Raw genomic sequence first — 26,097 nt, 5'->3', positions numbered from 1 at the left:
GCCGCCAACCTTTTTACACGTAATGCCCCTGCCGCTTTTGCCAGCCGCAGGGGCATTTTGCTGTCTGCCCCCGACGGTAGATTCGCAGATTGCTTGCTGGCTATATATTACACCGCTTTATTATTAAACGCATCTATCCGTCCGGTTTAGAAATTCGCTAACGTAAATAATCTGGCATTGGCCTAATGAAGATTGAGATTGTAATTATCAATTACTAAGGTTGTCTAACCAAGCCAAACAGAAGAAGAACATATGTTTCTTGTGTGATGACAACCAAAACTAACGGCACGTCGCTTGACAAACGGCACAAGCATGACAAGCTTTTAAGGCCGAGGCCATGCGTCTGACCAGTAAAAGCTGTAGCATGTTAGCCGCCACGCGGCAGTTGGGAATCATCTTCAAGCTATTGTAATTCAAGTAATAAGATAAACTCGTGGCTGAAATGGGTCGCAAAGTAGTAGCCCGTGACCCAGAGGTCAGCGCCCTGTACACTCATCTGAAGAGGGAGCAGGGAATTAACTTTGTGAAAATGCCTAGGTCATCTTCGGCCACCCGCTACAGGGAGTTCTCACTAGCATATTACACTGTGTGCTGGCCAAAGTAGTCGTGCGTTCGCCTGGTCAGGGACTGCGAGCGCCACCGGTGGCTAACTGCGTTTGGCAACGCCGTAGGCAACAGCTGCCGGTCGAACAGGGTCGGCAGGGAGTCGTGCCCGAAGCTGGTGCTTATGACGGACACCACGATGGTTCACCCCCGCTCTGCGGCAAAGTGTAGGCCAAGGGTACGCGGTCGGCCGCTGGCACATCCGTCGGGAGCTCAAAGCGCACGGCCTATGGGCCCCTGCAGCCCCGCTTGTTTGTGCCCCGCGCCACTGAGTTTGACTATGCAGTGCACGCCACGCTTAGTCGCTTACTCGGCCAGCTGGCTCCCCCGCCCTGAGCTGGGTCTTGGCTAGGGACATTGCGTATCTGTCCCGCCAGGTCGGAGACTGGCTGTACTTGGCCTTGTGAGGTGGTCTAGTTAAAACGGACAGTGAGAAGTCTTACCTTCCACTGCCCATGACCGAGAAACTGAATCCTGGTGGCTTATCCGCCACCCGTAAGAAATACACGTTCGCCTTCAAAGCCAAGTGCGTGCGCCAAGTAGCGGCCGGGGCCCGGCAAAGCGACGTGGCCCGCGCCCAAGGCATTTCGCCCGCCTTGCTGGGCCGCTGGCAGCGGCCCAGCAAGGCGGGCGCAAGCTGTGCCCAGTAGCGTCGAGCGCGCCGAACTCAAGCGCGTGGAAATGGAGCGCGATATTTTAAAAAAAGTCGTTACCATCTTTGCGCAACCGGCTCAATCATCAGTCGTTACGTATTCATCGAGGGCTGTACGGAGCCGTGGCCGGTGCAGGTACTCTGCCGCGTATTGGCCATGAGCACGGCCGGGTATTACGCGTGGCGCCGCCGTTCGCCGCCGCCCGCTGCGCCGTGGCAGGAAGCGGCGCAGGCCGCTTTCATGCGCCATGCCCGGCGCTACGGCACCCGGCGCTTGCGGGCCGAACTACACGCCGAGGGCCATAACGTGGGCCGTTACGCCCTGTGCTCGTGGCTGCACCGGCACGCGTTACGGGCGCTGAGCACCCGCCCGCACCGGCCCCGGACGACCGTGGCCGACCCGCGCCCACCGCCCCTGACCGGGTGTGGGGCGGCGACATCACGTATTTGTCGCTCGTGGGCGGGCGCTGGTGCTACCTGGCCACGTGGCGCGATGCGTGTTCGCGCCGGGTCGTGGGCTGGCACCTGGCCGCGCAGATGCCCACCGAACTCGTGCTGGTGGCGCTGGCACAAGCCCTGACCCTGCGCCAGCCCGCACCGGGACTCATCGTCCACGCCGACCGCGGCAGCCAGTACACCAGCGCCGCCTGCCGGGCCCGCGTCGACCAGGCCGGGGCCGTGCCCAGCTTTAGCCGACCGGGCAACCCGTACGATAACGCCCAGGCCGAAGCCGGCTGGAGCACACTCAAAACCGAACTGCTGCCCCACGGCACCGCGTTTGCCTAGCTCGAAAAAGCCCGTTTGGAAGTGGCCCACTACCTCGATTCCTACTTTAACCTCGACCGCCGCCACTCTGCGCTCGGCTACCGCTCGCCCCACCAATTTGAACAGGACCTAAAAACCAACCTACCTTAGCGAACTGTCCGTTTTTACTGGACCACCCCACATACCTAGCTTAAGTTTAAAAGCAGCTTTATCCTTGAAATCAACCTTGAATACCCCTTCCACAACCTCTAAGTGCATATAGGTTGTTTGGGTGAGTACGATTTTGGCGGTTTGATGCCTCTCGATGAAAGTAGTAAGCATCCCGAAAGGTAGTATCTGCTCCCACGTTCAATCATAGGAGCAAGCAAAAGCGCCGGGGCCGCTGCGAAACGCAACAACTCCGGCGCTAAGCGGGAAATAGTGGGACAACTGATTCACCCGGCCCGACAAAGGTAGATACTGCTGGCATTGGAGCTGCGAGGCATCTGTAAACCCACCCCAAAGAGGTAAGGTAGGCCGTTCTCATGCCCCACAGTCTACCCCCAACAAGCAAAAAAAGCCATTTCCAGTGCGGAAATGGCTTTTTTAGTAGTCCGTAGGGGAATCGAACCCCTGTTGGTAGAATGAAAATCTACTGTCCTAACCCCTAGACGAACGGACCGTTATTCGTTTTGATGATGCAAAGGTACGGCGCGCTTGTTGCTACACAAGCAACAAGGCAAAAAAAAGTGCCGAATTAAGCAAAGGGTGCTGTTTTTCAGGTGAAAAGATTTTTGTGGGTGTGGTGACGTTGCGCTTTGGCGGCCAGCGCCGGGCTAAAAGGAAGGCCATTCACGTTACTTATTAGTAGTCCGTAGCGGAATCGAACCGCTCCGGCGCTGACCCATGTGACTAACCCGCGCCTGCCTACTATCTTCGCCCCGCATTTCAATGGCTGCCAGTGTGGGAGCCTGCCACCTATCTTTCTCTGTTTTACTAATGGCAAAAATTAAAGTCGCCATCAACGGCTTCGGCCGCATTGGCCGTCTCACCTTCAAGTCGCTGCTTGGCCGCGACAACGTGGAAATCGTTGCTATCAACGACCTGACCGACAACAAAACGTTGGCCCACCTGCTAAAGTATGACTCCGTACACGGCCGTTTCGATGGTACCGTGAGCTACGACGAGGAAAGCCTCACCGTGAACGGGGTGAAAATTGCCGCTCTGGCCGAGCGCGACCCCAAGTTACTACCCTGGGGCAAGATGGGGGTTGACGTAGTGCTGGAATCGACTGGTCGCTTCGTGGACGAGGCGGGCGCTGGCCAGCACCTCACCGCTGGTGCCAAGAAAGTAGTGATTTCGGCACCTGCTACCGGCAACATCCCCACGGTGGTTTTGGGCGTGAACGAGGACATCCTCACCGGCTCGGAAACCATTCTGAGCAACGCTAGCTGCACTACCAACTGCCTGGCCCCAATGGCCAAGGTGTTGGACGATGCGTTCGGCATCGAGAAAGGCTACATCACCACGGTGCATGCTTACACGTCGGACCAGAACCTGCAGGATGCTCCTCACAAGGACCTGCGCCGTGCTCGCGCCGCTGCTTATAGCATCATTCCGACCAGCACCGGGGCCGCTAAGGCCGTAGGTCTGGTGCTGCCCACCTTGAAGGGCAAGCTCGACGGCCTGGCTATGCGCGTGCCCGTGCCGGATGGCTCGATGACCGACCTGACTGTTATCCTGAAAAAGGAGGTGACTAGGGAGCAAATCAATGCTGCTATTAAAGCTGCTGCTGATGGCCCTATGAAAGGAATTATTGAGTACACCACCGACCCGATTGTGAGCATTGACATCGTGGGCAACCCCCACAGCTGCATCTTCGACTCGGAGCTGACTTCGGCCAATGGCACGTTGGCTAAGGTAATTGGCTGGTACGATAACGAAACCGGCTACTCCACCCGCACCGCCGACCTCATCCAGAAGCTCGGTGAGCAAATGAACGGTTAATTGCTGCTCGCGTAATAGACGCCGTCCGCGTTGCCATTTACTGGCAGGCGGGCGGCGTTTTCGTTTGATAAGTATAGTGTGATAAAAATTCAATAGGAAGATGTGCTAATCTTAGTCTTATTTCTCCCTATCGAGTACTCATTGGTTCGTTTAAAAGCCGCCAAGCTTGCGCTGGGCGTTTATCATGCCCAAAACCTGCTTTATTTTAAATCCGAAAGCCGGCCCAAGCCAGCGCCACGACATGCCGGCGCTGATTGCGCGCTATTTCGGCGCACGCGAAGCTGACTATGAAATCAGGCTCACGGAGTATGCCGGGCACGCCGTGGAACTGGCCCGAACTGCTGCTGCCGAGGGATTTGCTATAGTTGCTGCTGTGGGTGGCGATGGCACTGTGAACGAGGTGGGACGCGGCCTGCTGGGCACCGAAACGGCCCTGGGCATCATTCCACAAGGGTCGGGCAATGGGTTGGCGCGCCACCTGAAGGTGCCATTGGGCCTGTCGGCCGCCTTGCGGCAGCTGGCCGCACCCACGTTCAGCCGCATGGATGTGGGCGTTATCAACGGCCACGAGTTCTTTTGCACGGCCGGTTTGGGGTTTGATGCGCACGTAAGCCAGCACTTTGCCATGGCCGGCTCGCGGGGCCTGAGCACTTACTTGCAGGTAACACTGCGCGAGTACCGCCGCTATTGCTCGGTGCCAGTGGTTGCTACCCTCGACGGTCAGGAAATCAGCACCGACTGCTACGTGCTGGCTTTTGCCAATGCTTCGCAGTACGGTAACAACGCCTACATTGCCCCCCGGGCCGACCTGCGCGACGGCCTGCTAGATGTGTGCCTGATTGATGCATTGCCTGCCATGCGCGCCTTTCGGGTGAGTCTGGCGATGGCGCTTGGCAACTTGCCACAGAGCAAAGCCGCCGAGTATTTCCGGGTGCCACGCGGACGGGTTGTTGCCGAGGCACCCATTGGCTTCCACGTCGACGGTGACTACCTGGGCCACGCTACTGAATTCGATGTAGCCCTACTGCCGTTGGCATTGGCCGTGGCGGTTTGATTTTTGGTGTCAGTAACCAGCGGTTAGTTGCAACTAATTAGAAGGTGCTGACTCTGGCAACAATTAATAACGAGTAACTTATTAGCGCATGAAACAGAACCGGACGGGAGTTGTATACTCCACCAATCCCGATTTCGGCTATCAGTCGAATGAGCCAACAGCGGCTACCACGTTGCCCCCCCAGCAACAGCAATTGCGAGTACAGCTGGATAAGAAACAGCGCGGGGGCAAGCAGGTAACGCTCGTGACCGGCTTTGTGGGTGCCGATGCCGACCTGCAAAGCCTAGGCAAGCTGCTGAAAACCAAGTGCGGCGTTGGCGGCAGTGCCAAAGATGGGGAAGTAGTGGTGCAGGGCGACTTCCGCGACAAGGTGCTTGAGGTACTGCTGAAGGAAGGCTATAAAGCCAAAAAGGCCGGCGGTTAGGGATAAGAATACATTCGGGCTGGTACTTGCGCTGGTAACCGTACAGCGCAGCTCGACTTATTGGCCGGCTGTGCCATACTTCACCTTGTTAATTCGATTGCCTGGCCTATGTTCATGTTATCCATACTCTTTCTATCGGCGCTACCTGAGGCCGCACGCGATGTAACCTCGGTGCACGGCCGCGCCGAAAGCGTTGTTATTGAAGGCGTATTGTGGCTGAAGCTGGGTGTTGAGACCGTAGGCGCTACTATTATAACGCTGGGTATACTCAGTGCCGGCTGGCTGTTGCTGAAGGCGCTGATGCGGCAGCAAACGGCTGATTTCACGGCTATTCGGTTGGCGCTGGCCCGGTATTTAGCCCTGGCGCTGGAGTTTCAGCTCGGAGCCGATATTCTGAGCACAGCCATAGCGCCAAGCTGGGAGCAGATTGGCAAGCTCGGTGCTATTGCAGTCATCCGTACGGCTCTTAACTACTTCCTGTCTCGGGAGATGCGCGAGGAGCGTGGCCAGACCGATAGTGCCGAGAAGCCTGTGGTGGAACGCGCGGACTGACATACGGGGTTTACATCTCCGATAAATGTACCCCCAGGTGCAACTGGAGCGTTTACCAAGGGACGTTGATGCTCTCCAGAACCTGGAGTCAGCGCAATGCTGCGCGTCTTGCAAGCTTCCCGATACCTTCTATCATTGCCTAACTACCTGCATACTTATGCCAACTGCACCACTTGACCAAGTTCCGTTTGAAAATCCCTTTGTAGAAGAGCTGCGCGGCGAATTGTCCGGCAATAAGGGCTCGCGCCAGGTTCCCGGCTATTGTTATTCGCGGGTGGCACCCTCGCCGGTGCCCGACCCGAAAATACTAGCGTGGTCCGAGGAGCTCGGCGGGTTTCTGGGCCTGGCCCGGCCAGAGGAGCGCAGCGCGGCGGTTGCCATGCTAGCTGGCAACCTGCTTACTTCGGGCATGAAGCCCTTTGCCGCACGTTACGGGGGGCATCAGTTTGGTAATTGGGCCGGGCAACTGGGCGATGGCCGCGCCATTTCCCTGGGCCAGGTACCAGCCGTAGATGGCTCACGCTGGGAGATACAGCTGAAAGGAGCTGGGCCCACACCGTACTCGCGCCGCGCCGATGGCCGGGCGGTGCTGCGCTCGTCGGTGCGGGAGTTCTTGTGCAGTGAAGCCATGCACTACCTCGGTGTGCCCACCACGCGGGCCCTTAGCCTGGTAACAACCGGCGCCGACGTGGTGCGCGACATGTTTTACAACGGCAATGCCGCGCCCGAGCCAGGGGCCATTGTAGCGCGGGTAGCTCCAACGTTCATTCGCTTTGGCAACTTTCAGATTATGGCCGCTCATAACGAGTTGGACAATCTGCGGGCCCTGGCCAACTACGTGCTGCGCCACCATTACCCCGAGTTAGGGGAACCCTCGCCGGCAGTGTACGTGCACTGGTTTGAGGAAGTGGCCCGCCGAACGGCCGTGATGGTGGCGCACTGGATGAGCGTGGGCTTCGTGCACGGCGTGATGAACACCGATAACATGTCCATTCTGGGCCTCACCATTGACTACGGCCCCTACGGCTGGCTCGAGCCCTACGACCCCGACTGGACGCCCAATACCACCGATTTTGGCTCGCGCCGCTACGCCTTCGGGCAGCAACCCCACGTGGCCATGTGGAACCTGATGGCCTTGGCCCAGGCCCTTTCGCCGCTGGTAGAAGATGCCCGGGCGCTACGCCCCGGCCTCGATGTGTACGCCGAGACGCTGGCCGCCACGCAGCACGAATTGTTTCTGCGCAAGCTGGGCCTCACTTCGCTGGACCGGGCCGGCGACCAGTCATTAATTGAGGACCTTCCCGCTGCCCTGGCCGAGCCAGAAATCGACATGACCATCTTCTTCCGACAGCTTGCCCACCTGGCACCGGAGCTGCTGGCCGCCACTGGAAACGAAGAAGCCTTGTTTAGCAAGCTGCTTGAGAAAGCGGCCTACTCCATTGCTCCCAACGAGGACCAGACCCTGCGGGCATGGCTCCACCGCTACACGGAGCGGCTGCGGCAGGAGCCTGCCTCCGCCGAAGCCATTCGGGAGGCGATGTTACAGGCCAACCCCAAGTTTGTGCTGCGCAACTACCTTGCCCAGAATGCCATCGAGGCAGCCGAAGCAGGGGACTTGGCCCCACTCGAAACACTGTTTAACGTGCTGAAAACGCCCTTTGATGAACACCCTGAGCATGAGGAGCTGGCTGGCAAGCGGCCCGACTGGGCCCGCGACAAACCGGGCTGTGCCACGTTGTCGTGCAGTTCGTAAAAGCAGCATTGCCCATAAAAGAACAGGGATAAAACAGACGTACTGTTTTATCCCTGTTCTTTTATGGGTTATCGATAGCTGAGCTACTCGCCGCCGTACTTGCTGTGGCTTCCGCCACCGGCATCCATGCGCACGATTTTGGGTGTGAACGAGCCCAGCACGTCCACTAAGTCGCGCTGGTGGGCCATTACCTGATGAATGTCCTTGTAGGCCATCGGGGCTTCATCGAGTCCGCCGCCAATGAGCTCGACGCCCTGGTCGCGTAGCAACCGGCGTAGCTCTCCTTCCGACACCTGCAGCTTGGCCTGGGTGCGCGAGAGCCGCCGCCCAGCTCCGTGCGACGCTGATTGGATGGAATCCTGCTCGCCCCGGCCGCGCACGATAAAGCCTGGGGCCGTCATCGACCCTGGAATGACACCCAGCACGCCAGCGCCTGCCGGGGTTGCCCCCTTTCGGTGCACTATGGCTTCACGGCCGTTGGGCAAGGTTTCTTTCCAGGCGAAGTTGTGGTGGTTTTCTACTTTGGCCAAGGGCTTTTCGCCCAAGGCCTGGCTTAGGCGACGGTGAATGTCGCGGTGGCAAGCCGAGGCGTAATCGCCGGCCAGGTTCATGGCCCGCCAGTACTCCTGACCTTCCTGCGAGTCGAGGTCGAGCCAAGCGAGGTAGCGTGCCTCGGGCGGCAGCGGGCATTTTTTCATGGCTATTTTGGTGTAGTGCTGGGCAATGGCCGCGCCTAGCCCCCGCGAACCACTGTGCGAGAGCAGCCCCAGGTATTGGCCTACGGGCACGCCCAGTTCGTTGTCTTCGGCCGTGATGTCGACCAGGCCCCATTCCACGAAGTGGTTGCCCGAGCCCGACGAGCCAAGCTGCTTCACGGCGGCTTCGTGCTTGCCGCGCACCACGCTGATTTCCTTGAACTCCGGCCGGTCCAGCACGGCGTCATCGGTGGGGTTCTTGAATACCTCCTTGCCGCCGAAGCGCGTGTTGGCATGCAGCATTTTTTTGAGCTCCTGAGTCCGCTGCTCCAGGTAACGCGGGGGCAGGGCAAATACCGACAGGGCCATGCGACAGCCAATGTCCATGCCCACGCCGTAGGGAATCACGGCGTTGTCCACGGCCAGTACCCCACCGATGGGCAGCCCGTAACCCTGGTGGGCATCGGGCATTAGGGCCCCGTCGAGCGTTACGGGCAGCTGCATGGCGGTATCCATCTGCCGGCGGGCACCGTCTTCAATAAATGCATCGCCGTAGCGCCGGTAGTCTTTCACTTCCGGGTTGAGGACCGCCGAGCGGCTGGGGTCGGGCACGAATTCCTTGGCCAACTCACGCCACAGCGAATCGCGCAGGTAGGCGTAAGGGTCTTCTTTAATTTTCTGCAGCAGTGCCAGGGCGCTGCCTTTGTCCAGCTTGCGCAGCTGCCGGTCTTCCAGAATGTCGAGCGCTAGCGTAATGGGGCGGCCTTCGGGGTAGCCAAGTTTGCGCAGGTCGTTGCCACGTAGCTTAAGAGTCGCCATGATACAGCAGGGTGGGTGGACTGCTTGTAGCGGAAGTTCTCAGGTGCGGGTTATGGTTGAGCTTGGCTCAACGGAGGTGCTTTCCCAGGTGTTACCCTAATGAAAACGCTGGACTTCCAGCAGTTTACCAACCCTAACCAATGCGACTTTTTCTTTAGACTTCGACTACGCACCCAGCCGGACACGGGCTTTTTCCACATCCTCTGGGGTATCAATTCCGAACGCATCCAGCTCCGTCTCGGCGCAGCGAATTTGGTAGCCTGCTTCGAGCCAGCGGAGCTGCTCAAGGCTCTCGGCAGCTTCGAGGGGCGATACGGGCAGGCGCGTGAGTTGCCCAAGTACCGCGGGCTGGTAGGCATACAGGCCCAGGTGGCGCAGGTAGCGGTGGTGGGCCAGCCAGTCGGCCTCGGGGCGGTTGCGCTGGTAGGGCAGGGGGTGGCGGCTGAAGTACAGGGCGTGGCCCTGCGCATCGAGCACAACCTTGGGCAGGTGCGGGCTGAATAATTCCTCGGCCGACACCACGGGCTTAACGAGCGTGGCAATGGCAGGCGCAGTGGCCGGGTCAGCGAATAAATCAGCCAGAGCATTGATTTGAGCGGGGTGAATGAACGGCTCGTCGCCCTGGATGTTGACGATGCAGTGCACGTCGGCCGGGGCGCCAAGCTGCTGGAAGGCTTCCCAGAGGCGGTCGGTGCCGCTGGGGTGGTCGGGGCGGGTGAGCACGGCCTCGCCGCCGAACTCCTGCACGTGGCGCAGAATGCGCTCGTCGTCGGTGGCCACCACCACACGAGCCAGGTTGGCCTGCCGGGCCTGGCGCACCACGCGCTCAATCATGCTCTGCCCGCCGAGGTCGACGAGCGGCTTGCCGGGCAGGCGGGTGGAGGCATAGCGGGCAGGAATGAGGCCGAGAACCATAGAATAGGAACTGGAAAGTGGGCGTGAAAAGTCGGAATTTCTTTCCGGATTGTGCGCCAAAGAACGGGCCTGCGGCGAGTTGAAACGAGGCGCAGCCAATTCCCCGCCGGTTTTTGCGTTATTTTGCCAGCGCGGGCGGCCTGCCCGGCTCTCCCGGGCGGGGGAAACGTGAATTTTGCAAGGCTACTATCATGACTGTATTTATTTCGCTGCTGACGGTGCTGGCCCTGAACAGCCCCGGCCCCGGCAAACCCGCGGCCGCCAAAGCTGCGCCTCCCGACTCCATTGGCCAGGAAATGCGCGGCGGCCAGCGCTTCGTGAAACACCGCGTGGGGCCCGGCGAAACCCTCACCGCCCTCACGCGCCGCTACGGCGTGACCCTGGCCCAGCTCAACGCGGCCAACCCGCAGATTAAAAACGGCCTCGGCATCGGCCAGATTGTGTACGTGCCCCGTCCGGCTGCCGGCAAAGCCAGCGCCGCCGCACCGGCCAAAACCACGGCTGCCAGTGCTACGCCCGTGGGCCCCGTGCCCGCTCGCTACACGGTGCGCAAGGGCGAAACCCTGTTTGCCATTGCCAATCGCTACCAGCTTTCGCCCGAGGAGTTAATAAAGCTGAACAAGCTGCCCGCAGGCGGCACCGTGCGCGCCGGCCAGCAGCTGCTACTCGCCGCTACCGAAGAAACAGCGGCCTCGGCCAAAGTAACTACAACCGTGCGCCCAGCCGAAACAGAGGCCATACCAGCCAGCAAAACGCCCGCCACCCCGGCCCCCGACAAGCCCGCCCAGGTAGCCACTGTAACCCCCGACAAGCCGACCGACCGCGAGCAAAGGAAGGAAGAGCGCGAAGAAAAGCCCGAGCGCACCCCCACCCGCGCCAGCGAACTGCTGGGCCGCGTGGTAGAATCGGGCCTGGGTGCGTCCATCGAGAACAGTACGACCGAGAAGTACCTGGCGCTGCACAAAACGGCCCCCGTTGGCACCATCATGCAGGTGAGAAATGCCATGAACGGCCTCTACGTGTACGTGCGCGTCATCGGCAAGCTGCCCAACACCGGCGAGAACAACAACATTCTGGTGCGCCTGTCGCCCCGCGCGGTGCAAAAGCTCGGCACGGGGGATTCCCGCTTCCGCGTTGAGACGAACTACATCCCGGAGCCGTAGCGCACCGCTTAATTTAAAGCCGTTGACAAAAAAGCACGTCATGCTGAGCTGGTCGAAGCATCTCTACCGCGCAACTAATCAATTTTAGTAGGGCAGTAGAGATGCTTCGACCAGCTCAGCATGACGTGCTGCTTTAATGGTGCCTCTACCAACTATTTTTACTCTTCCGCTTTGAACATCCCGCAACTCCGTCGCCAGCTTGATGCGCAGTATGTGCGCTACAACCGCCCGGATTTCATCGCCAACGACCCCATTCAGATTCCGCACCGCTTCAGTGCGCGGGCCGATATTGAAATTTCGGGGCTGTTTGCGGCGCTGCTGGCCTGGGGGCAGCGGCCCACCATCATCAACAAGTGCAACGAGCTGATGCGCCGCATGGATAATGCGCCTCATCAATTCATCACCCAGCACCACGACGAGGACTTGAAGGGGTTGCTGGGCTTTTGCCACCGCACCTTTTGCGATACCGACTTGCTGTACTTCGTGCACTTTCTGCGCGACTGGTACCAGCAGCACGACACGCTGGAAACCGCGTTTCTGGTGGGGCACTCGCAGCGCGAGCGGCTCATTAATTTCCACAACCATTTTTTTAGCCTGCCCGATGCGCCCGCCCGCACCCGCAAGCACGTGGCCACCCCGGCCCGGGGCTCGGCCTGCAAGCGCGTGAACATGTACCTGCGCTGGATGGTACGCCGCGATGAGCACGGAGTCGACTTCGGCCTCTGGAACCGCCTATCAATGGCCGACCTCATCATGCCCATCGACCTGCACGTGGAGCGCCAGGCCCGCCCGCTGGGCCTGCTCACTCGCAAGCTTGTGGACTGGCAGGCTGCCGAAGAGCTCACCGCCAACCTGCGCCTGCTCGACCCCACCGACCCGGTGAAGTACGACTTCGCACTGTTCGGGGCGGGAGTGGATAAGTAGCTTTTTTCGCCCCAGGCAGGAGCGCAAAAAAGAAGGCCGGCCGCTTCATACGCGGCCGGCCTTCGACATACTGGCGGGGTTGGAGGCCTAATTCACGTTGTACACGCTCACGGGCTTGCCCTGCTCGTAGGGTGCGACAATGACCAGCGCGGAGGCCGGGCCGGTAGCCGAAACCGAGTACACGTAGAACGTGTGGCCCTTCCGGGTTTTGTCGTTGGCGTGGGCTTCCACTACTTGGCCAATTTTGCGGTACATCTCCGAAGAGGAGGCCAGCAGACCGCCCCCGAGCAGGTGGCGCTGCGCGGCGCCGGTGGTGTTGTCGGGGCTTTCGAGGTAGCTGGGGCCGCTGAAGAACACGGCTTCCTGGCCTTTGCGTTTTTCGAACGACAGCAGCTGGCGCGGGGCAGCACTCAGTTGCGCGTCGAACGACGAGGCCATTACGCCGCCATCGCGGGTGCTGAATTCAAACGTGAGCTCCTGCGTGAAAGGAGACTGCAGCAGCATGCCGGGAATAAAGACGAGCATGGTGCTGCGAGGCCGCAGCATGTCCTCATCAAAGCCCGGCACGCTCGCGTAGGGGGCAATACTAGCTTTGAGCAGGTTGCCATCGGCGGAGTAGCGCTGGGCAAACGTGCCCAGACCCGGCAAGCCGCTGCCGCCGGCTGAGGCAATTTCGTTGGTGTACTGGCCGGCAAACAGGTAGCCGCCGGTCGTCTCGTCGAGCAAAACTTCGCAGTCGCCGCCGGTTTCGAGGTAAAAGGTGCGGCTGAGACTTACGGTTTTACCGGCGGTAGTGAGCGAGCGCGGGGGCCGCGCCACACCGGTGTGCGGAAAGCTGATACCGCCTTGCAGGTAGTGTTTGACGGGTAGGCCCTGGTGCAGCTTCGTAACGAAGCCGCCCAGGCGGTGGCCATCGGCGGCGGCGAGGCGCATTACCTCAAACTCGACGGGGGTGCGGCGGGCATCGGCGCGTTTATCGGCTCCGCGCAGGGCCCGGTAGAAGTGGCAGGTGCCGGCCTGGAAGCCCGCAAATACCCAGTCGAGGTCGAAGTCATCGGCGTGCTGCACGTTGGCGGCGGGCGGCAGGTTGAGGGCGAGCTGCGTGAGCTTGCCAGTGGCCAGGTCGCAGCGGTCGAGGTAGAGCTGCGAGGTTTTTTCGCGCACGCTGCTCTCGCGGGCCAGCACGTACACCACGCCCGGCTCGGCAAATGCCGTGATGACCGCGCGCTCAGTCTTAGCCGGTACCTCGGGCACCTTAAATACCTTGCCGCGGATGTCGCCGGTGGGCGAAATTGCCTGCACCACCAACGCGTTGCGCGGCACGCCCTGCTCGGGGGCGCCGTCGCTGATGGGCTCCACGGTATAGGCGGTGTTTTCGGCGCTGGTCATGAACAGCGGCATCGTGGTGATGAGGCTTTCATCGGACGGTGCACCGGAGCTGCTCAGCAAGCCGGCGCCCCGCATTACCTGGGCCTTGAGCAGCGTGGCTTCCCAGGCAGGCGAGCCGTCGGGCTGCAGCGCTACGACGCGCACCTTGCTCCGTTTCAGGCCCGGAAAAAACAGTAGGGTGTTGTGGTTGGGCAGCGTGATGGTGGCGTGCAGCAACTCATCCTTGCCGGTTTCGAGCGTGCGCACGGGGCCTTGCGGCGGAACCGGCCGTGTGGGCGGAGCTGCCCGCAATGTGCCGGCAGCCAGCAGCAACCCCAGTGGCAGGCAAGTCAGAACTTTCATAATGGAAAGGATGAGGATAGGTGCTGTACAGACTAAAACCGGTACACCTGCAGCGAGCCGCCGGGCGAGTCTTTCTGCTCGATGACGAGGCCGGAGTCGGTGCTGGTGGGGCTCAGGTAAAAGCGGTAGTTGGCGGCGTCAACCCCTACCGAGCGGCGCAGCTTCTCAATGGCCGTGTACACGGGGTGGTCGCCCTTGCCGGGGTGCTCGTAAATGCGCACTTCATCGACCATGCCGTGCCCGGAGCTGATGTAAAAGGGTTGGGCATATACCACGTAGGAATACAGCCGTTCGTCCTTGTCCTTGCCCGAGAGGTAGTCGTAGCGCTGAGGCTTCAGGTCGCGGTCCATCAGCAGTTCAAAGTCTTCGCTGCGGCCGAAATACAACAGCGGCGCGAAGCTGAACTGGCTCTGGCCGGTGAGCGGGTCGAGGTGGAAGCGGGTGCTGCGGTTGTAGTTGCCCTTGAAGCTGCCGCTTTTTTTGTTGGCGCGCATGGCATCGCTGTACGGGCCCTGCATCTGGGCCACCGTGCGGCCATCGGTGCTGAAGCGGCGCTCGAAAAAGCCCAGCAGCTCGGTCTGGGTGAGGTCGGGCAGGTTGCCCTCGGCATACTCGCCGAAGATGAGCACCTCGCCGGTGGCGTGGTCGAGGTAGAACGAGCCGGTGCCTCCCGACGACGTGTTCCACTCGTCGTAGGTGACGTAGCTGTTGCGGCCCGCCGACACGGTGTAGTAGTTCGGAATGTGGTTGAGCTCGCCGGGGTTGGGCATCTGGCCCGAATAAGCGGGGATGGTGCCCGGGTTGAGGCCCAGCGTGGTGCTGAAACCGCCGGTTTGCTTGCCCTGGTCGTCCACGATGTACACCTGGTAGGTGATGGGCTGCTTGCCGGGCTTGTCGTCGGGGCCATTCACCAGGGTGCGGCGGCAGAAGTACGTTTGGTTGGGGCGGTGGCCCAAAAAGGCCCACTCCTGGTACCAGTAGCGGAAGCGGGTCATGCCCGTGATGTGCTTGGGCGTAGCGGGCAGCTCCAGGGGCTCGCGGCGCACGGTTTTGGTTTGCAGGTCGTAGTGCATGGTGCAGAACACCAGCGTTTCCTCGCGCTTGTTGGTTTCGCGCACCACTTCCGCGTAGCCCTTGGCATCGGCGTAGCGCCCAAAGGCAACGGCCTCGGTCTTTTTCGAGTCCGGGCTCGGGCGCGGGTTAAACAAAAACTGGGTGAGGTGGCCCTGCTCGTCGATGCGCTGCACGTTGGTCTGGCCCTCCTTCAGCTGGCGGGCCTGCTCTTTGGGCAGGTCCTTGATGGCGTCGCCGTCGAGGCGCTCGGCCAGCACCACGCTGTTGCCGTCGCTGAACACGTTGGCCGGAAACAGCTGGGCCGCCGTGCGGTCCTTGCGGCGCTGCTTGTCTTCGCGGGCCAGCTGGCCCAGGGCCATTTGGCGCGTATCGAGGAAGTAGCTGCTTTCGGTGGCGTGCTGCATGCGCGTGGCGGTTGTTTTCCAGAGCGTGCGGCCATCGGGGGCCAGGCACTGGGCCGTCACGTCCGCCGAAGCCGCATCGGTGAGCAGCAGCACCGTGTTGTGGTTGGGCAGGTTCACGGTGCCGCCCAGGATGCCGCGCCCGGGCAGGCTGATGGTTTGCACCGATTGCAGCGCCACGGGTGCCTGCGCGGCCACGCTGCCAACTGCCAGCAGCAATGCTGCCAGCGGGAGGTAAGGAGATTTCATGAACAGAAAATAGGGGTATGGATAGGGTAGGAGGCCGCCCTGGTGCCGTCGGTCGACGGCTGGAGCAGCGGTGGGGATAGTCCCGGAATGTTTCTTAAAACGACTTGCCTAAAAGCACGGTGAAGGCCCGCAGCCGCAGCGACTCGACCGGCCCTTCGCTCGACAAGAGCGTGTAGTAGCGCGTGGCCCGCAGGTCGGCGCTCACCCGCAGAAACCAGTCGGTATCGGAAGTGGCGTACACGCCCTCGAGCATGGCGCTGGGCGCACTAAAGGGCAGGTAAAACCGGCAGAAACGGTAGCCCAGGCCTACGCCCACGCCAAAGTCCTTCTTCGAGTGCTTGCTGGCCTTGGCCCCAAAGCGGTAGGTGGCATACTCCGGAAAATCGAGGATAATCTGCTTGTTGAAGCCCTCCGCATCCTCCTGGGTGGTGCCCATCAGGCCGGCCGCCGCGTTCAGCGAGATGCCCAGCGACTGCTCGCCGCCGCTAAACTGCAGCAGCGGTGCATCGAAGCCCAGGTTGCCGGTCAGCACCAGGGGCAGCGCGTTCACTTCCTTGATGACGTAGCCGGGCGTTATGCCCGAGTAGCCGTAGGGGTTGGCCTGCTCGATGTAGCGCGCGTGCACCGGCACGGCGCCCACGCCCAGGCTGCTATGAAACTTGCTGACCTGCGCCTGCGCCACCGGAGTTGCCAGACCGCCGGCACCAAGCGCCAGCGCGATAAAAATTGCCCTCATGGGTTATTGGTAGTGGAAACGGTAGATGAGGCCGCGCGCACCCACGGCGTAGAACGTGCCGCTATCGGCGAAGTCGGCGGCGTAAAACGTTTCGGCAAAGCTGGTGCCCGTGGGGGTGTGTACGTTCACCCAGGGCGTGTTTTCGCTCAGCGAATAGCCGGCGTGCTGCCGGATAATGGTGCGGTAGCCCACGGCTACTACCGGCCCCCGCGGCCCAGCCGTGGCCAGCCCGTACAACGGCCCCATCTGGTCGTCGGGCCGGAAATAGTAGCCCGACGCGGCGGGCGAATAGGCCTCGAAGCCAGTGGCCCGGGCCAATACGTAGCTTTTTTCATTGAAGCGCAGCACGTCGTATTGCTGGTCGCTCTGGAAACTGCCGCCCGACGAGTCGAACACGTTCCAGGTGGCCCCGCCATTGCTGGTGGTCCACTTGGCGTAGCTGTCGCCCACCACCATCCCGGAGTCGGGCGTGCTGAACGAGACGGCCCGCATGGAGTAGCTCTTGAAGTAGTAGTTGTGGGTGCTGGTCCAGGTGGCGCCGCCGTTGGTGGTTTTGTTGATGAGCGCGCCCGCCCCCACCACGTAGCCCACCTGGGGCGTCACAAACTGCACGTCGTGGATGGCCGCCCCCGTCGAGCCGTACCCGTTGTAGGTGGGCACGTAGGCCCACGTCTGGCCGCCGTTGGTGGTGCGGTACAGGCCGGTATCGGTGCCCGCCCAGCCGGTGGTGGCCGAGGTAAACAGCAGTTTGTTTACCGTGCGGGTTCCCAGCGAAAGGAGGCGCGTCCAGGTCTGGCCCGCGTCGGTGGTGGTGTAGAGCGCGCCGCGGTCGCCGCCCACAAATCCCTGGCTCGCCGACACAAAGTCGACCGTGCGCAGGGCCAGGGTATCGGCTGCCGTGGGCAGCTTCAGCGCATCATAGCGCATGGTAGAATAGGAATCGAAAACGTATTTTTCCTCCTTGCAGCCGGCGGTTGCCAGCAAGCCCAGGCTCAATGCCCAGTAAAGTTTTTTCATGTGCGCGCAATGGGTGACGTTCCAAAGCTACGGGCACGAAAGCAGATAATGAAATAGTTGTGCGCAGGTATTTTGGCGGTCTGCTATTTTCGCACCGTGGGCAGCCGAAAGCTGCTGATGAAGCACGACTTCGCGCTGTTTGGAGTGGGGTGGATAAGTAGAGTTAAACACGCTGGCGCGCGTCTGCCACGCGCTGCCCGCTGGGTTTTCTGCCTTACCTGCTTCAGTCCGCTGACGCAGGGCGTGGGAAACAGTCGTTAAGGAAAATCAGGGTTACTTTCGTTTATGGGAGCTAAATATGTGTGCTTCACTTGTCGCAAAGCGGTCAATGTGCCTTATGGCGCCACAGGTCCGGTGCGGTGCACGGACTGCGGGGCTGAATTGGTGGTGCTGCCCCACCGTTTTCGTCCACCTAAAAAGCGTGAAGAGGACAAATGGGCAGTAGCTCGTTATCTGGTGGAGCACGGCTTTTGCTACGAACACCTTGCCCCAGGCCATTATCCGGAATGGGCCACAACCAAGTTCGGAAACTATGTTCAGTATCCGGAGAATTTACGGGAAGCGAAGGAATTCATAGAGAAGTATGGGGCATCAACGCGCAGGACAATGTGAAGTGCTTATATTCACTTAGCGCGGTTTCGTGGTCAGTGTACAGGCTGAGCGACGTAGGGTGCGGGGCTTGCCCCCGCCCGTCGTTGACCGGTTCCGTTCAACGACGGGCGGGGGCAAGCCCCGCACCCTACATCCACTGACTCCGAAACTGCTCTAAACTGCCCTTTTAGCCCGCCCCCTGCGCCCCCGCCACCACAACCAGCAGCGCATCCTCGGCGGCGCGGGTGAGGCGGTGGTAGAAGTAGCGGCCGCGTCGCTCGCGCTGGGTGAGGCCGCGGGTGAGCAGTTCCAGGCTCATGCGGCAGCCGGCGCGCCATTGCAAGCCGGCGGCTAGCTGCAACTGCTCAGTGCTCAGTTCGGGCTGCTCCATGAGGGCCACGAGCATGCGGGCCATGCGCAGGTGGGTGCGGGCATCGCGCACGCCCTGGCGCGGAATGAGCCAGGCCTGAATGCGGGCCAGCACGGCGGCGGGTTCCTGGCTGGGCGGCGGGGGCGGGGCATCGCGCTCGATGAGGCGCTGGGCAAAGCGGGTAGCCAGCGTATCGGTAGCAGCGGCGGCAGGAGCGTCGGGGGCCATAGGTGTTACGTTGTGCGGATGGAAAGACTGGAAAGATAGCGGCAATTGCTCTCCTGTAGGTAGTTGCTGTCCTTCTGAATGGTAATCCTGCCTCGCTACTAGTTATCTAGGTCCCCCTGAGCGAGAGTATGACCACGATACGACCTGTCCGTGCCCTATTTGCTGCTAGTTCAGCCTAAATAACTTGAACAAATGTCCGCTTTAATATAAAATCAGTCTTGCTGCCAGCTGTTGCGGTCCCCCTTAGGCATAGCGCTGCCCTGCTGGTTGCATACGCTGCCTTGCTATAGAACCTGTTTAGGAAGCCGGCACAACCTGGCAGAACCATGTAGAGACGCGACCCATCGCGTCTCCGGAACCGCGCCAAGCGGAATCGTTGCTTCCTATCGTTCAACCGAAGGTCAGCGAAGCTAACGCCGAGACGCGATGGGTCGCGTCTCTACATGGTTCCCGCAACTTTCTAAACAGCTTTATGGTCAATTGCAGCCTTGCCACGGCGCTCGATAGATGGGGACGCTGAAGAGCGGCGAACTAAAGTAGGCCCGCTCGTATATACCCCGCGAATCATCCCGCCGGCTTCGCTGTTTACCTTCGTATTCCATTACCGAAAGACGACCTACTTGCTGTTACCTCAACACTTCGAACAAAAAATCGGCTTCACCACCCTGCGCGAGCAGCTCGAAGCCAATTGCCTCTCGGCGCTCGGCCGGCACTACGTGGCCCGCATGGAGTTCCAGGCCAAGCACGAGCCGCTGCTGAAAATTCTGCAGCAGACCGATGAATTTACCTATTTGCTGCGCAGCGGGGCCGACTTTCCGGCTTCCCACTACCACGATGCCCAGGCCCACCTCAAGCGCGCCGCGCTGCCCGGGGCCTACCTCGACGTGGCCGCCTTCTTCGAGGTGAAGATGAGTTTGCGCACCATCCGGCAGGCCCTGAGCTTTTTCTCCGACGCCGACCCCGGCCTGTACCCCACGCTGCGGCTGCTGGGCATTGGCATTCAGGTCGACCGCAACCTGCTGGCCGCCCTGGATAAGGTGGTGGACGACGACGGCGCCGTGCGCGACGATGCCTCGCCGCTGCTGCGCCAGATTCGGCAGGAGCTCATTGCCCGCCAGGGCCAGCTGCGCAAGCAGATTGCCGGCATCCTGCGCCACGCCAAAAACGAGGGCTGGATTCCGTCCGACTCCGAGCCGACGATACGCGGCGGGCGGCTGGTGCTGCCGGTTATTGCCGAGCACAAGCGCAAGGTGAAAGGCCTGATTCACGACGAGTCGGCTTCGGGCCAGACGGTGTACATCGAGCCGGCCGAGGTGTTCGAGCTCAACAACGACATCAAGGACCTGGATAACGCCTACCACCGCGAGCTTATCCGCATCCTCACGGTGCTCACCGACCAGCTGCGGCCCCACATCCCCGACCTGCGCAAGGCCTATTCCTACCTCGGGCTGATTGACTTTATCCGGGCCAAAGCGCGCCTGGCCGTGACGCTCGATTGCCGGCTGCCGCTGCTGCACAACAAGCCCCTGCTGAAGTGGGAAAAAGTGCGCCACCCGCTGCTGCAGCTGGCGTTTGCCCAGCACAAGCGCGACAACGGCGACGCCCGCGAAGTAGTGCCGCTGGATTTGGAGCTCAACCACGAGCAGCGCATCCTCGTCATCTCCGGCCCCAACGCCGGCGGCAAATCCGTGAGCCTGAAAACCGTGGGCCTCGTGCAGTTCATGCTGCAAATGGGCCTACTCATTCCCTGCGCCGACAATTCCGAAGCCGGCGTGTTCGAGGACATTTTCCTGGACATCGGCGACGAGCAGAGCCTGGAAAACGACCTTTCAACCTACTCGTCGCACCTGTTGGCCATGAAGCAGTTCATGCTGCTGGCCGGCAAGAAAAGCCTGGTGCTGATTGACGAATTCGGCACCGGCACCGAGCCCAGCCTGGGCGGCGCCATCGCCGAGGCCGTGCTCGACCAGCTGAACAAGGCGCGGGTGTACGGCGTCATCACCACGCACTACACCAACCTGAAGAACTTCGCCGAGCGCACCCCGCACCTTGTGAACGGAGCCATGCGCTACGACCCCGAGAAGCTACAGCCGCTCTACCGCCTCGAAGTGGGCAAGCCGGGCTCGTCGTTCGCCATCGAAATTGCCCGCAAAATTGGCCTGCCCAAGGAGGTAGTGGAGCGCGCCACCCAACTCGTGGGCAAGGACAAAATCCGCTACGACCGCCTGCTCGAAGGGCTGGAGAAAGACAAGCTGGAGCTGGAAACCCGCACCGCCGAAGCCGCCAAGGCCGAGCGCCGCCTCAAGAGTGCCGCCAAGGAATACCAGGACCTCAAGCAGCACCTCGAAGACACCAAGCTCGAAACCCTGCGCACCGCCAAGCAGCAGGCCAAGGCGCTGCTGGTAAACACCAACCAGCAAATCGAAGCCACCATCGGCGAAATCCGGCGCGGCCAGGCGGATAAGGAAGTGAACAAGGCCGCCCGCGAGAAGCTCGAAACCTTCGTGCGGCAGGAGCTGCAGATTGAGCCGCCCAAGCCCAAAGCCACCCGCGAGCGGGCCGTGGCCGGCGCGGTGCAGCCCGGCGACAAAGTGGCTCTGTTCGGCCAGGAGGGCCACGGCGAAGTGGTGAGCGTGAAAGGCAACACCGCCGAAGTCATGTTCGGCGGCATGAAGACGCTCACGAAACTCAGCCAGCTCGAAAAGCTCGGCCGGGCCGAAATCCGGGAGCGGGAGCAGGCCGCTAAGTCCAAAGCCGGCAAGCTGGGTGGCGGTGGCTCGAGCGGTGGCAATAGCGTGAACATCACCGACCGCATGGCCGGCTTCAGCCCCACGCTCGACCTGCGCGGCGAGCGCGCCGAAGACGCCCTCACCAAAACCATGAGCTTCGTCGACGACGCCGTGATGCTGGGCATGCCCGAAATCAAGTTCCTGCACGGCCGCGGCAACGGGGTGTTGCGCCAGGTGGTGCGCGACTACCTGCGCTCGCAGCGCGCCGTAGCCAGCGTGGCCGACGAGCACGCCGACCGGGGCGGGGACGGCGTAACCATTGCCGTGCTGAAATAGCTGGTTTGGCGTTGCGTTGGGTGGTGTATAAAGTTTTTGTCTCGTAAGTTATACCCATCACGAAGTGCATTACGAACGATGTAGAGACGCGACCCTTTGCGTCTCAGCGTTCGCGCCTCCATTATGAGGTTCTGCTTTACTCGTTCAACGCCGAGACGCGAAGGGTCGCGTCTCTACATCGTTCGCCGATTTTTGCAAACCAATTCGGGAGGATTATAAAACCCAGGTCTGAACAAGGCCTGGGTTTGTTTTTAGAGAGATTTCAAGGATTAGAAAGAAGAATTTGAGAATTGAAAAGTCTGATATAGGGAAATATTGGTTAGCCAATAGCAGCAGATAGTGGTAGGTTTGCTGCGTTTCCAGCAAGACGCGCCGCCGCGACCCTACCGGAAGCAGCCATTTTTCCACAACTTTTTCTCTGCATGAACCCCTCAACCAACCTCCCGAACGCTCCGCAAACATCCGCTGCCTTTATTGGCGCTTCCTGGGTGGCGCTGCTCGTCGGCTTTGCCGCCTTCAACGTGGGCCTCTGGAATGCCACAATGGCCCTGAACGAGAAAGGCTATTATTTCACGGTGCTGATGTACGGCCTGTTTGCCGCCATTTCGGTGCAGAAAAGCGTGCGCGACCGCCTCGAAGGCCTGCCGGTTACCAACCTATACTATGGCATCAGCTGGGTCTCGGTGCTGCTGACGGTGCTGCTGCTGGCGGTGGGCCTCTGGCATGCCACCCTCACGCTGAGCGAAAAGGGCTTCTACGCCATGGCCTTCGTGCTGAGCATGTTTGCCGCCATTGCCGTACAGAAAAACACCCGCGACACGCTAAAGCGCGAACCTTCCGAACCGTCACAGCTCGGCTAATTGCCGCGGCTGAGCTCGATGGCGGAAGCTTGCTGCGGGGCTTATATTCTGAGCCTGCACTTGGCCTCCAGATACATGCCCGCCGCGCGGCACTCCAGCGCAACCAGCTAGTAAAGCGGCACGAGTCGTTCAATGAGTAAAAATAAAAAAGCCGTTCCTGGGTCAGGAACGGCTTTTTCTATTGCACAGCGGCCCTATTTGACAATAAACTTTGAAATACAAAGTTCTTTAAAATACATTTGTATCGTTCCTGATATCCGGGTTTTGCTGCCGGCCGCGTTGCGGAGCCGGGCAGGATTTCCTGTGCCTTTTTCTCCTCTTCAAACGGCAGTTTTCTGCCCCAAACCATGCAAAACCTGCGCTCTCCCAAATGGATATTTCTGGCTAACACCGCGCCGCTGCTGGTGTATCTGCTGGTGTGTGCCGGCGAGTATTCGGTGGTGCACACGCTGTTGCCGGCCGCGAGTGTGGGGGAGTGGCAAGCCTTTGGGGCAGTACTGGCGCTGCTGGGCCTGGGCGGGGCGGGCTACGCAGGCCTGCAAATGGTGCGCCGGCAGCCGGTGAGTGCCTGGTACAGCGTAGCAGCGCTGCTGGCTTATAGCTTGTGGCTGTGCCTGCTTACTACGCAAGCCGACGAGTTGCTGCCTCGCAGTGTGCCCGCCTGGATGGTGCCCACCAACCCCATCCTCATGGCCTGGACCTTCCTGATGCCCACACTAGCGCACGCCATGCTGGCGTTGGTGGCCCGCTTCACACCCGACGACCAGCCCCACCAGGCCGCGCCCAACATCTTGTTTGCGGTGGTGGTACCCATGGGCTGGGCACTGGTATTCGGGGTGCTGTCGTGGGTGTCGCAGCTATTCCGCGGCTCGTCTGGTACCCAGGTGTACACGGGACCATCTGTCTGGGAAACCGTGGGCACGGTCATCATTGTGGTGGCGCTGGTAGTGGGCACGCTGAGTTTTTTCTTTTTTCTGACGCGGGCGCTGTTCATCACCTCACGCCGCCGCGAGCGAAGCTGGGCCGATGGCGGCCTCGTCTGGAAAATCGTGGTCACCATCGTGCTGCCGCTGATTGGGCTGGGGGTGAACAACGGGCTGTTTTTCGGGCAGGGCTTCCGCGAGGCCAACGGCATTTTCGGCAACTTCAGCAGCCCGTGGTTTTATATACTCACCATTGTGAACGGGGTGCTGCTGTGCCTGCCCGATAGCGGCCGGCCCGGGCTGCGGCTGGCGCAGCTGCTGGGCCGTAGCGCGCTGTTTGGCTTCACGTTTTACTTTTTCCTGGTGTTCCTGCCGTTTTTGCCGCTGGCAATTCCGGCCATTATTCTCATTGGGGCCGGGTTTTTATTGCTGGCCCCGCTGCTGCTGTTTGTGGTGCACGTGCGCCAGTTGAGCGACGACGTGGCCGCGCTGCGGGCGGTGTACTCGCCACGCCTGGTAACTGCAGCGTTGGTGGCCGGGCTGGCCGTGCTACCGCTCTACTTCACTGGCAGCTTCTGGCACCGGCGGCAGGTGTTGCACGAAGCCCTGGCCTACGTGTACACGCCCGACTACACCCAGCCGCCGCACGTCGATGCCGAAGCACTGGCGGCTACGCTGGCCCAGGTACGGCAGAACAAGGACCGCAACCAGGAACTGTTCTTCGGCTCGCAGCAGCCTTACCTGTCTACCTACTTCAACTGGCTGGTACTCGATAACCTGATGCTGTCGGAGCACAAAATCAACGAGTTGGAATTGATTTTTAAAGGCGCAGTGCCCGACCCCAATTATTTAGCACGCAGCCGCTTCAATAGCTCACCGTCAACCCAAAACTTCACCGGGGCCGACCTCGACGGCTTCAACGACCCCGCGCCAAACCCCGACGCCCCTCAACTGCGCAGCGCTGCTGTGCGCAGCACCTACGATGCCCGCCAGCAAGCTTGGGTGAGCTGGGTCGACCTGGAAGTGGCCAACCGCAACTCCAGCTTCCAGAACCGCGAGTATAGCACGGCCATTCGGCTGCCCGAAGGCTGCTGGGTGGGCGACTATACCCTCACCATTGGCAACCGGCAGGAGCACGGCATTCTGGCCGAGAAAAAAGCCGCCACCTGGGTGTTTGCACAGATTCTGAGCGAAAACAGCTCCCGCGACCCCGGGCTGCTGGCCTACCGCGGGCCCAACGAAATTGCCGTGCGGGTTTACCCGGTGTCAGGAGCCGAGGCGCGCCACACCAGCATCCAGTTCCTGCACAAAGAGCCCTGCACGCTCACCGTCGACGGCCGCACGCTGGCCCTGGGCGACAGTGCCGCTGCCCCACTCACTGCGTCCATCAGCGTGCCGGGCAGCGGCGTGGCCTACGTGAGCGCCGCGGCCAAGCAGCGGCTGCCGCTGGTGCAGCGCCGGCCCTACTACCATTTCCTGCTCGATGCATCCGCGAGCCGGCCGGGCTCCGCAAAGGCATTCCGTGAGCGCGTGGCGAGCCAGGTGGCCCAGCCAATGCCCAACGGGGCAGCGCCCCGGTTCAGTCTGGTGAATGCCGCTACCATCCCCGTGGCTGCCGGCACCGATTGGGCCGATGCGCTCGGCAAAATCCCTGGCACCGGCGGCTTTTACCTCAGCGGGGCCATCCGTCGGGTGTTGTTCGATACGCAAGAGCACCCCAGCGCTACCTATCCCGTGCTGGTGGCGGTGACCGACGACTTCAACAACGCCGTGTTGGATGCGGATTTCGAGGATTTCCAAATCGCCTACCCCGAAAGCGACGTATTCTATGTGCTGGGCCCTGATGGGCACCTTGTGCCGCACTCGCTACGCCACGAAACCCGGAAGCCCTTGCAACTCGGCCAAGTGGCGCTGCCCGCGCCCGGCGCCCCCGTCCCGGTGCGTGCCTGGCCCGATGCTGCCCACCCGCGCGCTTACCTGCCCGCCACGCCAACTGCCGCCGTCGTTATCGTTGGGCGCCCCACCGTGCCCACGGCCAATGCGCCGGCCTCCACCCGCTGGTTGGCTGGCCTGCTGTTGCGGGGCTACGGCCAGTGGCAAAGCTTCCACCCCGAAATCACCGACCGTGAACGGGTGCCCTTTATCCAGGCCAGCTTTCGGGCGGGCATTCTCACGCCCTTCACCTCTTTCCTGGCCCTCGAAAACAACGCCCAAAAAGCTGCTTTGTACCGCAAGCAGGAGCAAACCCTGGCCGCCACCGCCTCGCTCGATACGATGGAAAACGAAAATTTAGCGCCCAGCGCTACCGCCACCCCCATCGACAGCGGCGCGCTGCTACTGTTAGCTGCCGGACTGTTGCTGGCCGGCTGGCACCTGCGACGCATGCGCGCTATAGCCGGCACGCGGCAGTTATAACTAGCGCGGCCAGTGCCCCGACGTGGGACCGGCCGCGTTACGTATGCTGGCTGATGACGAGCCGCTTTGGGGTTGCTATTGCTCAGTATCTGCAATCGGGCGTGTCCTGCTTCGCCCACTTCCCTTGCCGTA

General features: G+C 61.1%; 19 protein-coding genes, 1 tRNA gene and 1 pseudogene. 13 read left to right on the top strand and 8 right to left on the bottom strand.

The features are described 5' to 3' along the window. Window positions 1-1,058 precede the first annotated feature (1,058 nt). The 3 genes and pseudogenes from ABD837_RS20960 (at window position 1,059) to ABD837_RS20955 (ending at window position 2,041) form a co-directional block, all read left to right on the top strand. Window positions 1,059-1,253, top strand: a complete 195-nt coding sequence (locus tag ABD837_RS20960; protein WP_345058511.1) for a transposase — start codon at window positions 1,059-1,061, stop codon at window positions 1,251-1,253. A gap of 159 nt (window positions 1,254-1,412) precedes the next feature. Further along, window positions 1,413-1,568: pseudogene (locus ABD837_RS25065) on the top strand (IS3-like element ISKpn18 family transposase); the annotation flags it as partial. A 17-nt stretch (window positions 1,569-1,585) separates the two neighbouring features. Next, a complete protein-coding gene (locus ABD837_RS20955; RefSeq protein ID WP_345058509.1) occupies window positions 1,586-2,041 on the top strand; it encodes a DDE-type integrase/transposase/recombinase in 456 nt (151 codons plus the stop codon). A 568-nt stretch (window positions 2,042-2,609) separates the two neighbouring features. Here the strand turns inward: ABD837_RS20955 and ABD837_RS20950 are convergent. Further along, a tRNA-Glu gene (locus tag ABD837_RS20950) sits at window positions 2,610-2,681 on the bottom strand. A gap of 317 nt (window positions 2,682-2,998) precedes the next feature. Here ABD837_RS20950 and gap point away from each other — a divergent pair. The 5 genes from gap to ABD837_RS20925 all read left to right on the top strand — a co-directional run bounded on the left by gap (window position 2,999) and on the right by ABD837_RS20925 (window position 7,789). Then, window positions 2,999-4,006: a type I glyceraldehyde-3-phosphate dehydrogenase gene (gene gap, locus ABD837_RS20945; protein ID WP_345058507.1), complete on the top strand. Its 1,008-nt coding sequence runs from the start codon at window positions 2,999-3,001 to the stop codon at window positions 4,004-4,006. A 184-nt stretch (window positions 4,007-4,190) separates the two neighbouring features. Next, a complete protein-coding gene (locus tag ABD837_RS20940) occupies window positions 4,191-5,060 on the top strand; it encodes a diacylglycerol/lipid kinase family protein (RefSeq protein ID WP_345058505.1) in 870 nt (289 codons plus the stop codon). 88 nt (window positions 5,061-5,148) lie between these two features. After that, window positions 5,149-5,484, top strand: coding sequence for a translation initiation factor (locus tag ABD837_RS20935; RefSeq protein WP_345058503.1), 336 nt, complete (start codon window positions 5,149-5,151; stop codon window positions 5,482-5,484). Window positions 5,485-5,598: 114 nt separating this feature from the next. After that, window positions 5,599-6,036, top strand: coding sequence for a DUF1622 domain-containing protein (locus ABD837_RS20930; RefSeq protein ID WP_345058501.1), 438 nt, complete (start codon window positions 5,599-5,601; stop codon window positions 6,034-6,036). A 157-nt stretch (window positions 6,037-6,193) separates the two neighbouring features. Beyond that, the gene (locus ABD837_RS20925) at window positions 6,194-7,789 is read left to right on the top strand and encodes a protein adenylyltransferase SelO (protein WP_345058499.1); all 1,596 of its coding nucleotides are present in this window, start codon (window positions 6,194-6,196) and stop codon (window positions 7,787-7,789) included. Between the two features lie 83 nt (window positions 7,790-7,872). On the opposite strand, the gene ABD837_RS20920 is transcribed toward ABD837_RS20925, so the two are convergent. Then, the gene (locus ABD837_RS20920; protein WP_345058497.1) at window positions 7,873-9,303 is read right to left on the bottom strand and encodes an RtcB family protein; all 1,431 of its coding nucleotides are present in this window, start codon (window positions 9,301-9,303) and stop codon (window positions 7,873-7,875) included. Window positions 9,304-9,468: 165 nt separating this feature from the next. Beyond that, complete coding sequence (gene kdsB, locus ABD837_RS20915) at window positions 9,469-10,218, bottom strand: 3-deoxy-manno-octulosonate cytidylyltransferase (protein ID WP_345058495.1); 750 nt, start codon at window positions 10,216-10,218, stop codon at window positions 9,469-9,471. A 191-nt stretch (window positions 10,219-10,409) separates the two neighbouring features. On the opposite strand from kdsB, the gene ABD837_RS20910 reads away from it, so the two are divergent. Both ABD837_RS20910 and ABD837_RS20905 read left to right on the top strand, forming a co-directional pair. After that, on the top strand, window positions 10,410-11,381 hold the full coding sequence (locus ABD837_RS20910; protein ID WP_345058493.1) for a LysM peptidoglycan-binding domain-containing protein: 972 nt from the start codon (window positions 10,410-10,412) through the stop codon (window positions 11,379-11,381). A 177-nt stretch (window positions 11,382-11,558) separates the two neighbouring features. After that, complete coding sequence (locus ABD837_RS20905; protein ID WP_425554366.1) at window positions 11,559-12,305, top strand: TIGR02757 family protein; 747 nt, start codon at window positions 11,559-11,561, stop codon at window positions 12,303-12,305. Between the two features lie 87 nt (window positions 12,306-12,392). Here ABD837_RS20905 and ABD837_RS20900 read toward each other — a convergent pair whose 3' ends face one another. The 5 genes from ABD837_RS20900 to ABD837_RS20880 all read right to left on the bottom strand — a co-directional run bounded on the left by ABD837_RS20900 (window position 12,393) and on the right by ABD837_RS20880 (window position 18,702). Then, entirely contained in the window at window positions 12,393-14,036 is a 1,644-nt protein-coding gene (locus ABD837_RS20900; protein WP_345058489.1) for a hypothetical protein, read from the bottom strand. Between the two features lie 32 nt (window positions 14,037-14,068). Further along, entirely contained in the window at window positions 14,069-15,760 is a 1,692-nt protein-coding gene (locus ABD837_RS20895; protein WP_345058487.1) for a hypothetical protein, read from the bottom strand. 94 nt (window positions 15,761-15,854) lie between these two features. Further along, complete coding sequence (locus ABD837_RS20890) at window positions 15,855-16,496, bottom strand: hypothetical protein (protein WP_345058485.1); 642 nt, start codon at window positions 16,494-16,496, stop codon at window positions 15,855-15,857. A 3-nt stretch (window positions 16,497-16,499) separates the two neighbouring features. After that, complete coding sequence (locus tag ABD837_RS20885; protein WP_345058483.1) at window positions 16,500-17,513, bottom strand: WD40/YVTN/BNR-like repeat-containing protein; 1,014 nt, start codon at window positions 17,511-17,513, stop codon at window positions 16,500-16,502. Between the two features lie 778 nt (window positions 17,514-18,291). Further along, window positions 18,292-18,702 carry a hypothetical protein gene (locus tag ABD837_RS20880; RefSeq protein WP_345058481.1) on the bottom strand — a complete coding sequence of 137 codons (411 nt, stop codon included), beginning with the start codon at window positions 18,700-18,702 and terminating at the stop codon, window positions 18,292-18,294. Between the two features lie 620 nt (window positions 18,703-19,322). Here ABD837_RS20880 and ABD837_RS20875 point away from each other — a divergent pair. From ABD837_RS20875 to ABD837_RS20865, 3 genes are all read left to right on the top strand, one after another. Then, a complete protein-coding gene (locus ABD837_RS20875; RefSeq protein WP_345058479.1) occupies window positions 19,323-21,767 on the top strand; it encodes an endonuclease MutS2 in 2,445 nt (814 codons plus the stop codon). Between the two features lie 422 nt (window positions 21,768-22,189). Then, on the top strand, window positions 22,190-22,627 hold the full coding sequence (gene yiaA / locus ABD837_RS20870; RefSeq protein ID WP_345058477.1) for an inner membrane protein YiaA: 438 nt from the start codon (window positions 22,190-22,192) through the stop codon (window positions 22,625-22,627). 347 nt (window positions 22,628-22,974) lie between these two features. After that, window positions 22,975-25,965, top strand: a complete 2,991-nt coding sequence (locus ABD837_RS20865) for an MSEP-CTERM sorting domain-containing protein (RefSeq protein WP_345058475.1) — start codon at window positions 22,975-22,977, stop codon at window positions 25,963-25,965. The last annotated feature ends 132 nt before the right edge of the window (window positions 25,966-26,097 follow it).

Origin of the sequence: Hymenobacter glaciei, assembly GCF_039539585.1 — a bacterium.
GTDB classification, from domain to species: Bacteria; Bacteroidota; Bacteroidia; order Cytophagales; family Hymenobacteraceae; genus Hymenobacter; species Hymenobacter glaciei.
This window is presented reverse-complemented; position numbering and strand designations above follow the sequence as displayed.

Coding starts and splice junctions, on each gene's coding strand:
- ABD837_RS20960 (WP_345058511.1), top strand. CDS start 1,059: ATGACCGAGAAACTGAATCCTGGTGGCTTATCCGCCACCCGTAAGAAA.
- gap (WP_345058507.1), top strand. CDS start 2,999: ATGGCAAAAATTAAAGTCGCCATCAACGGCTTCGGCCGCATTGGCCGT.
- ABD837_RS20940 (WP_345058505.1), top strand. CDS start 4,191: ATGCCCAAAACCTGCTTTATTTTAAATCCGAAAGCCGGCCCAAGCCAG.
- ABD837_RS20935 (WP_345058503.1), top strand. CDS start 5,149: ATGAAACAGAACCGGACGGGAGTTGTATACTCCACCAATCCCGATTTC.
- ABD837_RS20930 (WP_345058501.1), top strand. CDS start 5,599: ATGTTATCCATACTCTTTCTATCGGCGCTACCTGAGGCCGCACGCGAT.
- ABD837_RS20925 (WP_345058499.1), top strand. CDS start 6,194: ATGCCAACTGCACCACTTGACCAAGTTCCGTTTGAAAATCCCTTTGTA.
- ABD837_RS20920 (WP_345058497.1), bottom strand. CDS start 9,303: ATGGCGACTCTTAAGCTACGTGGCAACGACCTGCGCAAACTTGGCTAC.
- kdsB (WP_345058495.1), bottom strand. CDS start 10,218: ATGGTTCTCGGCCTCATTCCTGCCCGCTATGCCTCCACCCGCCTGCCC.
- ABD837_RS20910 (WP_345058493.1), top strand. CDS start 10,410: ATGACTGTATTTATTTCGCTGCTGACGGTGCTGGCCCTGAACAGCCCC.
- ABD837_RS20900 (WP_345058489.1), bottom strand. CDS start 14,036: ATGAAAGTTCTGACTTGCCTGCCACTGGGGTTGCTGCTGGCTGCCGGC.
- ABD837_RS20895 (WP_345058487.1), bottom strand. CDS start 15,760: ATGAAATCTCCTTACCTCCCGCTGGCAGCATTGCTGCTGGCAGTTGGC.
- ABD837_RS20890 (WP_345058485.1), bottom strand. CDS start 16,496: ATGAGGGCAATTTTTATCGCGCTGGCGCTTGGTGCCGGCGGTCTGGCA.
- ABD837_RS20885 (WP_345058483.1), bottom strand. CDS start 17,513: ATGAAAAAACTTTACTGGGCATTGAGCCTGGGCTTGCTGGCAACCGCC.
- ABD837_RS20880 (WP_345058481.1), bottom strand. CDS start 18,702: ATGGCCCCCGACGCTCCTGCCGCCGCTGCTACCGATACGCTGGCTACC.
- yiaA (WP_345058477.1), top strand. CDS start 22,190: ATGAACCCCTCAACCAACCTCCCGAACGCTCCGCAAACATCCGCTGCC.
- ABD837_RS20865 (WP_345058475.1), top strand. CDS start 22,975: ATGCAAAACCTGCGCTCTCCCAAATGGATATTTCTGGCTAACACCGCG.